Source organism: Salegentibacter echinorum, from assembly GCF_900129445.1.
In the GTDB taxonomy this organism is placed as follows: Bacteria; Bacteroidota; Bacteroidia; order Flavobacteriales; family Flavobacteriaceae; genus Salegentibacter; species Salegentibacter echinorum.
In genome coordinates this window covers 333,030-347,811 of the sequence record NZ_FQVT01000003.1, presented here as the reverse complement: position 1 = coordinate 347,811, position 14,782 = coordinate 333,030, and the positions used below count along the sequence as shown (strand labels likewise).

Here is a 14,782-nt window from a genome sequence, read left to right as displayed (position 1 = left end):
TTTCTTAATTAGTTTTTTTTTCTTGTATTTTACTTGAAAAGCATTCGCATTGAAATTTCAAAAAACCATTTCAATATCCTGAATAGAGATTTTTAAAAGCTCTTTCGATAGTTCGTCTAAAATCTCTTTGGAAGCCTTAAAATGATACATTCTTTGTGTGTGATTGTAACTTTCACCAGACGCTAAAGTTAAAGCAGGAGAAGAACTCTCTAATTCGTAAAATGGTCCCATTTGAGTTCTATCTTCCAAGGGACCATCATTGTAAGAATTTAAAACATCTCCAGAATATGGATCATCCTGTATTTCCCAGGCTGAATTCACATACCTATCAGTTGCTTTAGGAGTTTTTATTTGTAATATGGTTAGTATTCCATTTTGGGCATCATAACTACCAATATATCCAGTGGCACGCAGCGGTGTTATTCCAATTTTACCTCGGCTTTTCCCGTCTGCTTTAAAAAAAACATGCTGTTCTTTGCTTTTAAGTCTGTCTTTAGCTACCTCACCAAAATAATTATCATTTACTTTTACTCCTTTTTCTTCTTCATTGCCTTCAAGTATAGGAGCTACCACAGTAACTTCATCTGATGGTGTCATCATGCATAAAAGCCATATTGATAATAATCCAGTATTTTTATTCCATTCTTTATCTCCAATATTGGTAATAGTATTTTGTGTTTCGTAAGCAACAACAGTGAATTGATCGTTGAATAGGTCTAAGTTCTTTATAACCTCCTGCTTGGTTAATAAGGAAACGGTTCGATTTACTTTTAAATTAAATTGGGTTCCTGAATAGTTGGTTAATTTCATTTCTTTTTCAAAAGAAACACTATTTTCATTACGCTTACTCACATTAAATGATTCGGTATCTAATGCACCAGGCACATACCAATTTTCAAACTCAAACTTTTTATCTTTATCAAAATAAATTGAAAATTGTCCGCCTTCAGGTCCCAACCAAAAACGTTCTTCACCACCGGTAGGATTGAAATGTTCTAATTTCTTTTTTGAACTTATCAAATCGTAGTTTATCCAGCCAAAACTCATTCCTTTCTGTCCATTTAATGTACTGGTCATCACCCTGCCTTGCAGTTCCGGAGAAACTATAATGCTTGCTTTTCCGTCATTATTTCCTAAGACAATTGTGTTTTTCAGGTGTTTTCTAAGGAAAGCTTTATCATACCCAAAAGTTCCTTTTTCCAATACAACCTCATCTTCTGTTGTTTTTTCCATCTCTTTATCAGTGTTATTTTTGCACGAAACTGTTACTATCAAAACAATTACGGATATACTTATATATTTTAATTTATTTCTCATAACTGAAACTCGATTTCAAGAATAGTCCTCTATGTTCATTTGTAATTTATTGCTCTGTATCCATATAAGGCAACTATCAAATAGCAGATTAATGGTAAAATAAAAGAGAAATTCACTTCAGGGACCCCTAAAATCGCAACGTCATTGTACCCGGGACCACCAATATCTAAAATTAACCCTTGCAATGATGGCATTATTGCACCACCTACAATTGCCATTACTAAAAATGCTGAACCGTATTTAGCATCATCACCTAAACCCATTAAGGCGATTCCGTATATTGTTGGAAACATTAAAGACATACAAAATGAAATAGCTACTAAACTATATAAGCCTCCCATTCCCTTTATAAATATAGCTCCAAGAGTAAAGACAATAGCTCCCAAGGATAGAAAAAAAAGTAGTTTAGCTGAGTTGATATACTTTAATAGAAATGTACAAATCCAACGTCCTCCTAAAAATACACCTAAAGCAGACATAGCATAATAAACTGTAGTTTGATTGTTAATTCCTAAAACTTCTGCATATTGATAAATATAGGTCCAACACATTATTTGTGCTCCCACATAAAATGTTTGTGCTATCACCCCGCCAACAAAGCGCTCTTTTTTAAACAACCTTTTTATCCCACTCCAAACATTAGATTTTTTATTTTCAGTGTATTCAGGCATTTTCACAAAAGCAATAACCACTAACATCAACAATACAAAAACGCCCAAGCCTACATATGGATCCCTTATCACTAACAAATCAGATGTTTTAATCAAAGATTTAGCTTCATCACTTAATGCTAAAAAATTTACATCGTCAGATTGCAAAGCTCCTAAAACAAAAGTCTGAGCAACATAAAGCCCAGCAAGAGCACCAATAGGATTAAAAGCTTGCGCCAGGTTTAAACGCCGGGTTGATGTTCGTTCATCTCCCATTGCTAAAATATAGGGATTGGCCGTCGTCTCTAAAAAGGCCAGACCAAAAGTTAAAATATATAAGGCTAGTAAAAAGTAAAAATATTCCTGATATACTGCTGCGGGATAAAATAATAGTGCTCCAATTGCATAAAGAGCTAAACCTGTTAAGATACCTTTCTTATAAGAATATTTTTTTATAAAAATTGCAGCCGGTAATGCCATGGTTCCATATCCTCCGTAAAATGCAAGTTGCACTAAAGATGCTTTAAAATTATCTAATTCCATAACTTTTTTAAATGCAGAAACCATTGGATTAGTAATATCATTAGCAAATCCCCATAAAGCGAATAATGAAGTAATTAGAATAAATGGAATAATTTTATCCTTTGTAACCACCGGGACCTTACTACAATCCAGAATTTGCTCATCTTTAAAGGTACGCTTATATTCTTCCCTATATTTATCCATTGCTTCAGTTTAATAATCAAGTCAATTCAGTGTTGATATATTTCATTATTCAAATTCATTAAATTTTCATTAAAATTTTAAAATTCAATTTTTAGGTGAATATCATTATAATTGCTTAATCGATTTAGCTAAAATGCGATTCTTTCTTTAATAATTAAAATTAATTCATAATTATTTCTTAAAATTAATTTAGGAAAGATATATCTAAAGGAAGTTTAACGTGTTCCACCCCCCCTGATTCTTCATTTATTTGTTTCATAATAGAATCTACAGCCGATTTCCCCAACTCTTCTATAGGCTGGACTCCAAATTTAATTGGTACCTGCAGTAAGTGCATAAATTCGTAATTATCAAATGAAGCTAATTTTAATTTTTTAAAGTTTATAGTATTATTTTCAAAGAGATATTTTATTCCTAGAAAAGCTAAACGGTTATTTGAAAAATAAATAGTATCAATTTTTGGCGTGATTTTCATTAATTCCTTCATTGCAAGATAAGTCTCCTTTTCAATATTTTTAAAACTTACGTTTTTTACAATTGAACTATCATATTTATATCCATATGATTTTAGAGCATCTATATATCCGTTAAAACGTTCTGTCATATTAATTAGTTCTACATTAAAATTAACAAAAGCAATTCTTTTTCTCCCCATTTGAATTTGATCTTCCACAATTTTAAACGAACCATTATAATTATCAACAACAACGTGATTAGAAGAGACTTCATTAAAGTATCTATCTACCAAAACATATGGATATCTTTCTTTATTCAATTTTTTGATATGAGTTATATCTCCTATAGTAGGGCAAATAATTAGGCCATCTACCCGTTTATCCTTAAAGACATCAATTAATTTACCTGATTTGCGATGATTTTCATCTGAACTACCGAAAATCACATTATATCCGTGTTCTGCCGCCTCATTTTCAATACTCCTTGCTAATTTTGAAAAAAATGTATTGGATATATCCGCCATCACTAATCCTATAGTTTGGGATTTTCCAGTACGCATAGCTCTAGCCAGGTAATCAGCTTTATAACCTAGTTCCTTTGCTTTAGCAAGAACCTTTTCAGCCACCTCATCATTGATTCTTTTCTCTTTAGCTCTACCATTCATAACGAATGAAACCAAAGTTTTAGAAACACCCAACTCTTTAGATATATCTGCCAGACTAACTTTTTTCACAAGGTTGCTTTATTAACTATTTAATAATTTCATTTTACAGGATGAATTGGAAAAGTATAAAAATCTTAGCATTAGACCTAAGCATATAATAGAAATATTATTTAAACGAGATAAGCCGCGAAATATTTTAAATTATCGAATCTTGACATGCTCTGGTTTCGGATACTTTTGAAACACCTAATTCCAGATATTTTTTATACTTATAAGCATATGTAGATGCCTTCTCAGAGTCTGGTAAATATACTTTTTCCATACCACTTCCCATAGCTTTTTGAGCCTCCTGTACCGTATTGTGCACCCCTATTACAACAGAAGTAAATATAGCAGAGCCTAATGCACAAGTTTCATTAGATTTTGATAATTTGATGGGTATATTGATCACATTAGATAAAGTTTGCATCACAAAATCTGATTTTTTGCTAACCCCACCTAATGTTATTATTTCGTTTATTCCTATATCATTTTCGATTAATCTATCTACAATGGCCTTAGATCCAAAAGCAGTTGCCTCTACAAGAGCTTTAAAGATCATTGGTGCATTAGTCCCTAATGTTAAGCCTGAAATTGTACCTTTTAAAGATTGATCAGCATCTGGAGATCTTCGCCCATTTAACCAATCAGTTGCAATTACATCATTTTTGGAAACAGGGAGTTTAGCAGCTTCCTCAGAAAGCTGAGCTATTATATCATCTTCTAATCTCTTTTGCTGATTTTCATCTTCCATCAATGATAATGGCCAGGCTAAAACCCTCCGAAACCATGCGTAAATATCACCAAAAGCACTTTGTCCGGCTTCTAAGCCAACAAAATTTGGAATTACAGAACCGTCAACTTGTCCACAAATTCCTGGAATTAACTTATTATTAATTTCATTAAAAGGAACCACCATAATATCACAAGTAGAAGTTCCAATAACTCTTAACAACGAACCAGGTTTTACTTCGCCTCCAACGGCCCCGGCATGCGCATCGAGAATACCAACACCAACTTTTACATTAGGACTCAAGCCTAACCTATCGGCCCATTCTGGTGATAAATTACCTACAATAGTATCACTTGTAAAGGTATCATTATATAATCTTTCCCTGAACCCTATCAACAACGGATCCAAAGTTTCTAAAAAATCTGAAGAAGGAAGCCCACCCCACTCTTCATGCCACATTGCTTTGTGCCCTGCGGCACAACGACTTCGTTTTATTTCTTGAGGTTTGGTATTTCCTGTAACAAGAGCTGGCATCCAATCACAATGTTCTACCCAGGAAAAAGCTTCTTCTCTTATAGAATCATCATCTCTAAGAACATGCAACATTTTAGCCCATACCCATTCAGAAGAATAAATCCCGCCTACATATTTAGTATAATCTATTTTCCATTTCTGAGCTAGATCGTTAATTTCTTCCGCTTCTTTTATTGCTGTATGATCTTTCCATAAAACAAACATCCCGTTAGGATTCTCCAAAAATTCCTCTCTTAACGCTAAAGGTAAACCCTCATTATCAACTAAAGCAGGTGTACTTCCCGTAGTATCAAATCCCAATCCAGTAATATTCTCAATAATATTTTTATCACACTTATCTAAGACATCCCTAACAACTTCTTCCAATCCTTCTATATAATCTAAAGGATGTTGGCGATATCTATTTTTTAAGGGGTCGCAGTACAACCCCTTATTCCATCTTGTATATTTTTTTTCTGAAATGGCAATTTCTTCGCCGTTTAGGGCATTTACAACCATAGCTCTCACAGAATCGCTTCCGTAATCTATACCAATCACATACTGATTTCTCATAATCCGCAATTTAAATAACTAATATAATGACCCATATGTACTACAAGCTCTATAATCAGCCCCCTCTTTTTCCATTCCAAATGATGCCCAGGCACTCGGACGGAAAATTCTATCTTCAGAAACATTGTGCATATTAACCGGAATTCGTAGCATAGACGCTAAGGTAATTAAATCAGCTCCAATGTGTCCGTATGTAAATGCGCCGTGGTTAGCACCCCAATTTGCCATTACACTATAAACATCTTTAAAGGGTCCGCTTCCGGTTAAATTAGGAACAAACCAGGTTGTAGGCCAGGTAGGGTTTGTTCTTTCGTTTAATGCATCATGAACATCTTCTGGCAACTCAATAGTTTCCCCTTCAGCTATTTGCAGTACTGGGCCGACACCTTTCACTAAATTGATACGGCACATGGTAACTGGCATACTACCTCTTGTTTTAAAAGTTGAAGAGTATCCTCCCCCTCTAAAGTACTCTAACATACCAGGCCCCCAAGTGGTATTTTCTAAACATTTCTCAACTTCATTTTCAGTAATATCCCACCAGGGTTTCATGGCAGGTTTTCCATCTATAGTTTGCTGACCTGTTCCATCAAGTGCCGAGGCTCCAGAATTAATTAAGTGTATAAAACCATTAGCGGCATCACCGGTGAGGGTATGCCCTGTAACACGTTTTACAGACTCCGGACTCCAATAAGTACGTACATCACTAAATATTTGTGCAGCCCCCGTAATTAAATGTCCAAATAACATAGAAATACCATTGAGACTATCGTTTTCAGTAGCTAGCATAAAAGGTTGCCGAATACCATTCCAGTCGAAAGATGAGGTTAAAATAGCTTCCATAAAATCACCATTAGGAAAATAATCCGTCCATTGGCGTTGCCCCTGGAATCCAGCTGCAATAGCATTCCTGCCTTGTGCTTCCTCGGCGTAGCCTATTTCTTTAAGCTTAGGATTTCCAATCATTAAATCACGACCAATCAACGCCATTTTAACGACAAACTCCCAATCTTCATCCAGTGCTTCTCTAGATTTTAATTTTTCAGATGGATTATAGTTTTTGCCTTCCTTACAATTAGCTTTTGTCCATGCCAGTGCTCTTTCATATTCTTCTTTGTCATAAATTTCTTTTTCGATTCTTCTAATGAACTCAGACATATCAATGTTTTCGCAGCGCATGCCTAAGTAACTTTCAAAGAAATCAGTATCGATAATAGATCCAGCTATTCCCATAGATACCGACCCCATAGATAAATATGATTTACCTTTCATAGTAGCCACAGCCAATCCCGCTTTCCCAAATAGCAACAATTTTTTTTGAACATCTTCAGGAATTGTAGTATCGTCACTATCTTGAACGTCTTTTCCGTATATACTAAATGCCGGAATGCCTTTTTGATTATGGCCGGCTAGCGCTGCCATTAAATATACGGCGCCTGGTCTTTCTGTTCCGTTGAAACCCCAAATAGCTTTTGGTATAGTTGGATCCATATCAATAGTTTCTGTACCATAGCACCAGCAAGGTGTGACTGTAAGACTAACACCCACACCTTCTCTAGCGAATTTGTCCGCCGAAGCAGCAGCTTCTGCAACTCCCCCAATACAAGTATCTGATATAACACATTCAACAGAGCTACCGTCAGCATGTATTAAGTTTTCCGATAAGAATTTAGCCGCATTTTTAGCCATATTCATAGTGGTATCTTCCAAGGATTCTCGAACCCCATCTAATCGGCCATCAATTACTGGACGTATTCCAATTTTCGGTAAATTTCCTACTAAAGTTTTAAAAGTCATATATTTAAGTTTAAATTAATTATCTAATTACAATTTCCTACACTATTTATAATCCACTTATTAATTTTTAAATTTTCCCACAGTTTTTGTTATAAAATCCAAATACAATTTGCTAAATTGATTTAGCTAATATATAAAATAAAATATAAAAGAAGCCTAAGATAAGAAGAGATCGATAAAAGCTATTTTGCTTTTATCATAATCTAAGAGTCTAAATTAGCTAAACTTTAATGCTTCCTAAAAGCTCCAGCCCTATTTTAAAATTAATTTTAAAAACTAATAATACATTGCTTTTTAAAATAATATAATCTAATAGGTCTTTGTATTTTTTACTATTTATAAATTTTATTTACTAATACGAAATAATAAAGATAACTTTACATTGATTTAATCTCCTGTAGGCTCCTTGAAAATACTTTTGCTGACACAAATAAGTATTTAGCAATGGTAAAGTCGAATAGAATAGATTGGGTTTCCACTTCATGGATAATGACAGCTGCTTTTTTGTGCTATACAGGAATGTATGCGGTTAGAAAATCTTTTTTGGCTGGCCAGTATGTAGATTTGGGTTTAGGTTTTGATATAAATCCAAAGACAGCGATGGTCATAAGCCAAGTATTGGGATACATGCTATCCAAGTTTTTAGGCATTAAAATAATATCTGAAATGTCACCAACCAAAAGAACACAGTGGCTAATAGCTTTAGTTTCTTTTGGATTAGCTATGTTGGCAGCTTTTGCAGTTCTACCTCCAAACTTTAAAATTATAGCACTCTTTTTAAACGGCCTTCCTTTGGGAATTGTCTTTGGCGCCGTAATGTCATATCTAGAAGGTCGCAGAAATACAGAGTTACTAGCAGCAGCCCTCAGTGCAACGTTTATTTTTTCCACTGGGCTTGTAAAGACTGTTGGCGTCATACTATTACAAAAATACAACGTAGATGAATACCATATGCCCTTTGTTACCGGACTCCTTTTCTTTCCGTTTTTTATACTTGCTGTATGGATGTTAAAGAAGTCAAAAAAACCAAACGCATTAGATGTTGCCGAACGATCTAAAAGGGTTCCTATGAATCGCAAAAAAAGGAAGAAATTTCTATTAGAAAATGGTTGGGGATTCTCTGGGTTAGTAATCATTTATATACTGTTAACAATAATACGGGATTTTAGAGATAATTTTGTAGTAGAATTTTGGGCGGAATTGGGCTATGCGCAAGAGCCAAGCCTTATAACAATTAGCGAAATTCCTGTAGCCATTATAGTATTGCTTATAACAGCATTGGGTATTTTAATTAGAAATAATGCTCTAGCCTTCAATACCGGAATGTTATTTACCGGTTTAGGAGCTATAGTAATCCTTCTAGCGACTAGTTTTTTTAAACAAAATTTGATTTCCCCAATGGTCTGGATGATAAGCTCCGGAATTGGAATTTATCTGCCTTACATCCTATTTCATTGTCTCCTATTTGAACGTTTAATTGCCTTATTGCAGTACAAAGGCAACGTTGGTTTCCTATTCTATACGGCTGATGCTCTTGGGTATTTGGGCAGCGTTACTGTATTATTAGTAAAGGAGATTTTTAATTATAACAATTCTTGGGTAGATTTCTTCATTGACCTAAACATACAAACAGCATCAGCTATTTTATTAATAGTTTGTGCTACCGTTTGGTATTTTAACCGCAAATCACAGCGTAAAGCCAACTGGGAAAATGCTCAGTTGCAATATTAGTGAACATTCCTTTTCACTACTATTTCTAAAGACACCTAAAATGAGATCATCTTTAAGGCTGTGATGGTATCAAGTGTGTTTTTTTATATAAATTGCATATAAAATACATCTATGAGTGATTTTATTATAGGCATAGGTAAACGCCTTAAGGAAATTCGTAAAGAGCAAAAAAAGACTATCAGTGATATTGCCTGCCTTGCCGATGTGAGCAATGGTTTGATCTCCAGGGTTGAAAACGGAAGGACAATACCATCTCTACCAGTACTATTCAATCTCATAAAAGCACTCGAAATAGATGTGACTGATTTTTTTCTAGGAATGCCCCAGGGCCATGGTTCTCGTTATATTTTATGTAGAGAAAAAGATTATAATACTATAGAAAAAGAAGATGAAGCCGAAGGTTTTCACTATAGGCATATCTTTAGTAAACAACTTTCTTCTTTAGGTTTTGAAGCAGTTATATTGACAGTCTCCCCAAACTCTAAAAGACAGAAAGTAGTTACTGAGGCTTTTGAATTTAAATATATTATCAGTGGGAGTTGTTCCTATATTATCGGCGAAGAAGAAGTGTTTTTAAACGCTGGGGATTCCCTATTTTTTGATGGGCGAATTCCCCACGTCCCCGTAAATCTAGGCCAGGAAATATCCAGTATGCTAGTTTTATATTTCTATATATAAAAAAGCTCCTAAAGTAAATCTCCAGGAGCTTTTCAGGCATAACAGCAAAACAACTAATTAAGCTTTCAGTAAAATATTTTCCAACTCCATTAAGGAGTTAATAATAAAATCTGGAGATGCTGTTTCTATTTGCTCCCGGGTATGCGCACCAGTTGTAACACCTATAGAAAGACCACATTTGGCATTTTTACCTTCTTCAACATCTATAATAGAATCACCAATTTTAACCACTAGCTTTGAATCTGTAACACCTAGTTTTTCCATAGCCAAAAAAATCATCTCGGGCTCTGGTCTACCTCTCTCAACATCAGAAGCCGTAACTAAAAGATCAAATTCCACACCAGAGCTCCAGTTTAGCTTACTAACTAGTTGTCTTGCCGTTTTTAGATCATAACCCGTATTAAGAGCCACCTTTACCTTATTGCGCCGCAACAACGAAAAAAGTTCAGTAGTACCAGGATAGGTACTTACTTCCATTTCTTTATAAGCTGTAGCCAACAAACCTTTAAAGTCATTAAAAACCGTATCAACCAAAACTTCGTTTACTTCATTATCCTGCTCCAGAATATCTATAATGGCCTGCTTTTTCTCCTTTCCTGCCGCGTGTTTCAACACAAATTCTAAACTTAAACTGTACCCTGCATTGTTTATAGCTTTTTGCAATGTCTTATAAACAATATTATTTTCGTTAACCGTTGTGCCGGCCATATCAAAAACTACCAATGCTATTTTATTATTCTTTACCATAATTCCTATTTAAATAGTATTTCAATATTTTTCTCGGCGAAGCCTGCGCTGCCTGTCATCCCTTTACCTCCAATTCCCGTTACTATATGGATGTTTTTTCCAATACTTTCATTAAAAATATCCTTTTCTTTACATTGGGAATACACACCATACCATCTATTTGCTATCGTATAATCAGGCAGATTAAAAATCTTTCGTGCTTCGTTAATCATAAAATCATCTAGCTCCATATTAAGATCAAATCCTAGAGTATCTATTTCCTTTACACTAGCATATTGGTGAGAGTCACCAATAATAACCGACCCATCTATTGCCTGTTTAAAAAGGATATGGATCCCCCATTTATTTTGAAAAGAATCGAGATTTTCTTTGGCTTTTATTACAGCATATGAAGGACATTCCCTAAAACTTTCATAACGCCTAATTGTCCAACCCGTTAGCAATGACCCCGGTATCTTAAAGTTATTTTGCGGAACTGTTTGCATCATTTGTAATTTACAAACTTCCAAATCACTCGTTTCAAACAATTTTGGAAACAATGTTTTAAAATCATTTCCATTACAGATTATAGTCTTTGTCGCCCAAAATTCACCTTCATTCGCTGTATTCACTATAACTCCCCCCCTATCCGATTCACAATGTAACACATTACAGTTATAAAAAATATCCAAATTAACCTGGCTATGCATATATTGATGTAATTTCTGAATAAGAGAATGAGGCTCAACGTTTACCTCTTCTGGAAAAAACAAACCTGCTTTTACATATTCGGCTTGAAGTCCTGGATATTTATCTAAACACATTTGCTTAGACAGCATTTGAGAACTATAGTTATTATCTTTATTAATTTGATGGAGTTCCTCTAATAGTTGGAGTTCCTCTTGATTAGACGCTAAGTATACTGTGCCTTGCTGACGTACCGAAATATCGTTTTTAGTCTGAATATCCTTGTAGATTTCTAAACTACGTCTTCCATAAACCTGCCATTTAGCATCCATCCCGGAGGGTACTACCTGTCCAAAATTACGTACTGTTGCTCCTTGAGGTATACTACTTCGTTCTAAAAGTGCTACACTAAGTCCATTTTGAAGCGCATGATAGGCGTGGAATGTACCTAGAATCCCGCCTCCAACCACTATTAAATCATATTGTTTTACCATTTATCAAATTTTATTACAAATAATAAATATATAGGCAAATTTAAAATTTTTATTTATTATTTGTAAACTTTTACTCCATTATATTTTAATTTTAAACTGGTTATAAAAGCACAAATATCTCCAGAAAATCACCTAAAAAAATCTGTCCTGTTGTCCGCATTTAACAAGTAAATTACTTCGCGGCAAGCCCACGAGGCATTAAATGAAAACAAAGTTTGGATTTCGAGACAAACCTGGGATCATTAAATCTAGATTATCGAGTAAAGATAATTATCCGCTTTTTAAATATATTTCAAGATTATCAAGAATATAATCTTATAACTTTTGATAAGCTTTCTGTAATTAATATTAATCTAAGCTACAGTTACTTTTCAAGATCAAACTACTATAAATCACTTTATGTCGATTAGACAAACTTAAAATATGTAGTCAATAGAGTTCTGTAAAGTTTTTAATGAGATCTACTGGACATCAGATGCTTGTATAAAATATGATTAACAATAAGTATAGAGGTGAAACTATAATTTAAGGGAAAATAAATAGAATAAACATTATAAGCTTTAAGGAGCCATTCACCACATTTCCTTTCTCTACGCAAAAGCTTCGTTTCAAGAAAAGAGGTTCATTACAAAAATTCTTGGACACGAGGGAAAAAGCTTAAAATTCACCTTACAAATCGAAAAAATCCGTAAAGCTTTTTTCCTCAAGTCCGGTGCGTATTAACTTAAAATGCGTATCACAAATTCAGCATTTCATTAAAGCCTTAGTACATCACCTCACCCTTTGATGCTTAACAAACAAGGTTTAAAATTAACCGGAGTTATAAAGGTACCCTATTTATAACTTCTCTTAAATTGTAAACCATTGAGATAGGAATAACTTCAAAAGCTAATATGAAGGCGCTGAAAGAAGTAAATGAATACAAATCAACCTATTTATTCTGATCTAAAAATATTTTCAGTTTTCCGGTAAGACACAAAGAGAATGCTCTAGATGAAAAAAGTGAAATTTACTATTTACCCTTATTTTATTACAAAATTATACCCATTTAAAAGAGTCACTTAGGCCTCAGTTTTTAGATACAGAATTAATAAATTACGCTCTTGGAATTCAGGTGAAAATGTTGGGAATGGAAGATCTCTTTTAAATGAACTATAATTCGACATTTATATACTCAGGAGTTAATTTCATTGAATACCATAACAAACTCGAAACTAAATTTCTGGGTAAGGGAGAAAAAAACCAAGCATCATCTGAAGTTGATTTGGTATATCCTTATAAAGACAAAGTGATTCCCATAGAAATAAAATCAGGAGCAAAGGCACTTTAAAATCCTTACATCAATTTACAATAAGGGCAAACTATCCTTATACCATAAGAATATACGGGGTAGCTTTAAAATTGAAGAGGATAGAACCCTGGACGGAACTGCTTATTTATTGATGAATCTATCTTATTTCCTAGGTACTCAAGTTAAATATATCGAATACTTTGTGAAAAATTATAGTTTAACTCGGGAATTAAAGTAGCAATTCACTTGCTGCATCCAAAACTGAGCTATCCAATTCTTTCAAGTAAGACTGGGTAATAGTTAGGTTTTGATGTCCCAGTGACTCGCTTATAACATCTGTGGCAACGCCCATTTGCTTCAAGCTATTCGCAAAACTATGTCGAGCTACATAGCTGGTTAAAATTTTATCAATATTACAGATAGAAGCGATCTCTTTTAAATCCTTATTATACTTACTTAGCGTCTTATGCTTACGGTTTTCAATTTGGAGCGGGGTCATATTATCTTGCAAGAGTAAAGGAAAAACATATTTTGTGCCAATAGATCTTGCCTTAAAATAATTTAAAATGTCCCTAACCGGTGGCAGAATAGTAATATTAAAATTTCCTTTTGATTTGGAGCGGGTGTAAAATATTTTGTCCCCATTAATTTGAGACCATTTTAAATTAATTTGATCAGCGAAATTCATTCCACGGGTATAAAAGCTGAAAACAAAATATTTATGACTATGTAAAAGATGTGGATGCTTTGATATATCCATCTTTACAATTTTCATTATCTCGGTAAAATCAAGAGCTCTTTTCGCAGGCTTACTTTTAAGCTTAGAAATTTTATAATTTTTAAAAGGATAAATGTCTGCTGAAATTATATCCTGGGCAATGGCTCTATTAAAAACAGCCCTAATTGTTCGCATTCGCAAACTGATACCACCATCATTTCCTCCTTGCGAACGCAAATGCGTTTCAAATTTTGACAAGTAGGCAACCGTAATGTCTTGGAACTCCAGTCGAGTCGATAAATTGAATTTTTTCAAAGCTAGAAAAGCTTCATTATGGATTCTTGCATTACCGGTTCTGCCGGCTGAGTTAAATTCTTGAATTAAATCCTTCCAGAAATGAAAAAATTTCTTGGATTCAGGATTGGAGGTTACTCGAAAAGCATTTTCAAATTCAGAAAGTCGAAAACATTCATTTTCAAGCTGTAGCTCGGAATAAATCTTAAACGCGCGTTCTTTAAACTTTAAAAGTAGCCTATTGTCCTGAAGATGGTTTTTATGTCTTTTGTTGAATAATTCCGCACTGGCGTCCCATTCTTCAGGAAATGCATTAAATATAGTTTTGAAATATTTAGATTTCCTGTTTTTAGTTACCCTTAAACTGACAGGAAAAGTACCATCAGCCCGTCTAACCTTATGCAATACTATTTTTACGACCGCCATCTTTTAATTTTATTATTATAGACTTGTACAACAAATGCTTACGTTTATGATACTATTGCAGTAAAGCCCAATAACCAATGTTCTAAAATCCGTACAACATACGTACAACAAATTACCATATAAAGATAAAACAAAAGAATTTAGATACACTATTAAAATCATAATATGTTTATAATCAATACAAAGGAAAATAAATCTAACTAAAAGAATTGTAAAATATGAGCCTGGGGGGCGTGGGGTCGCAGGTTCAAATCCTGTCATCCCGACTA

General features: G+C 34.0%; 10 protein-coding genes. 2 read left to right on the top strand and 8 right to left on the bottom strand.

The genetic code is table 11. The features are described 5' to 3' along the window. Window positions 1-57: 57 nt before the first annotated feature. The 5 genes from BUA71_RS07500 to BUA71_RS07480 all read right to left on the bottom strand — a co-directional run bounded on the left by BUA71_RS07500 (window position 58) and on the right by BUA71_RS07480 (window position 7,468). Window positions 58-1,233 (bottom strand): DUF6786 family protein, encoded by a 1,176-nt coding sequence (locus tag BUA71_RS07500; protein ID WP_072878284.1) that lies wholly within the window; start codon window positions 1,231-1,233, stop codon window positions 58-60. A 119-nt stretch (window positions 1,234-1,352) separates the two neighbouring features. Next, a complete protein-coding gene (gene fucP / locus BUA71_RS07495) occupies window positions 1,353-2,693 on the bottom strand; it encodes an L-fucose:H+ symporter permease (RefSeq protein WP_083572054.1) in 1,341 nt (446 codons plus the stop codon). Between the two features lie 184 nt (window positions 2,694-2,877). Beyond that, window positions 2,878-3,882, bottom strand: a complete 1,005-nt coding sequence (locus BUA71_RS07490) for a LacI family DNA-binding transcriptional regulator (RefSeq protein ID WP_072878282.1) — start codon at window positions 3,880-3,882, stop codon at window positions 2,878-2,880. A gap of 127 nt (window positions 3,883-4,009) precedes the next feature. Beyond that, the gene (locus BUA71_RS07485) at window positions 4,010-5,671 is read right to left on the bottom strand and encodes a ribulokinase (protein WP_072878280.1); all 1,662 of its coding nucleotides are present in this window, start codon (window positions 5,669-5,671) and stop codon (window positions 4,010-4,012) included. Window positions 5,672-5,689: 18 nt separating this feature from the next. Further along, window positions 5,690-7,468 carry an L-fucose isomerase gene (locus BUA71_RS07480; RefSeq protein ID WP_072878278.1) on the bottom strand — a complete coding sequence of 593 codons (1,779 nt, stop codon included), beginning with the start codon at window positions 7,466-7,468 and terminating at the stop codon, window positions 5,690-5,692. A gap of 444 nt (window positions 7,469-7,912) precedes the next feature. Here BUA71_RS07480 and BUA71_RS07475 point away from each other — a divergent pair, with 444 nt between their 5' ends. Together BUA71_RS07475 and BUA71_RS07470 are read left to right on the top strand one after the other, a co-directional pair. Further along, entirely contained in the window at window positions 7,913-9,199 is a 1,287-nt protein-coding gene (locus BUA71_RS07475) for a DUF5690 family protein (RefSeq protein WP_072878276.1), read from the top strand. A 111-nt stretch (window positions 9,200-9,310) separates the two neighbouring features. Next, window positions 9,311-9,877, top strand: a complete 567-nt coding sequence (locus BUA71_RS07470; RefSeq protein WP_072878274.1) for a helix-turn-helix domain-containing protein — start codon at window positions 9,311-9,313, stop codon at window positions 9,875-9,877. 57 nt (window positions 9,878-9,934) lie between these two features. On the opposite strand, the gene BUA71_RS07465 is transcribed toward BUA71_RS07470, so the two are convergent. The 3 genes from BUA71_RS07465 to BUA71_RS07450 all read right to left on the bottom strand — a co-directional run bounded on the left by BUA71_RS07465 (window position 9,935) and on the right by BUA71_RS07450 (window position 14,513). Next, complete coding sequence (locus tag BUA71_RS07465) at window positions 9,935-10,624, bottom strand: phosphonatase-like hydrolase (RefSeq protein WP_072878272.1); 690 nt, start codon at window positions 10,622-10,624, stop codon at window positions 9,935-9,937. A gap of 5 nt (window positions 10,625-10,629) precedes the next feature. Continuing rightward, window positions 10,630-11,784 carry a TIGR03364 family FAD-dependent oxidoreductase gene (locus BUA71_RS07460; protein ID WP_072878271.1) on the bottom strand — a complete coding sequence of 385 codons (1,155 nt, stop codon included), beginning with the start codon at window positions 11,782-11,784 and terminating at the stop codon, window positions 10,630-10,632. A gap of 1,520 nt (window positions 11,785-13,304) precedes the next feature. Continuing rightward, entirely contained in the window at window positions 13,305-14,513 is a 1,209-nt protein-coding gene (locus BUA71_RS07450) for a site-specific integrase (RefSeq protein ID WP_072878268.1), read from the bottom strand. Between the last annotated feature and the right edge of the window lie 269 nt (window positions 14,514-14,782).

Coding starts and splice junctions, on each gene's coding strand:
- BUA71_RS07450 (WP_072878268.1), bottom strand. CDS start 14,513: ATGGCGGTCGTAAAAATAGTATTGCATAAGGTTAGACGGGCTGATGGT.
- BUA71_RS07470 (WP_072878274.1), top strand. CDS start 9,311: ATGAGTGATTTTATTATAGGCATAGGTAAACGCCTTAAGGAAATTCGT.
- fucP (WP_083572054.1), bottom strand. CDS start 2,693: ATGGATAAATATAGGGAAGAATATAAGCGTACCTTTAAAGATGAGCAA.
- BUA71_RS07475 (WP_072878276.1), top strand. CDS start 7,913: ATGGTAAAGTCGAATAGAATAGATTGGGTTTCCACTTCATGGATAATG.
- BUA71_RS07465 (WP_072878272.1), bottom strand. CDS start 10,624: ATGGTAAAGAATAATAAAATAGCATTGGTAGTTTTTGATATGGCCGGC.
- BUA71_RS07500 (WP_072878284.1), bottom strand. CDS start 1,233: ATGGAAAAAACAACAGAAGATGAGGTTGTATTGGAAAAAGGAACTTTT.
- BUA71_RS07480 (WP_072878278.1), bottom strand. CDS start 7,468: ATGACTTTTAAAACTTTAGTAGGAAATTTACCGAAAATTGGAATACGT.
- BUA71_RS07485 (WP_072878280.1), bottom strand. CDS start 5,671: ATGAGAAATCAGTATGTGATTGGTATAGATTACGGAAGCGATTCTGTG.
- BUA71_RS07460 (WP_072878271.1), bottom strand. CDS start 11,784: ATGGTAAAACAATATGATTTAATAGTGGTTGGAGGCGGGATTCTAGGT.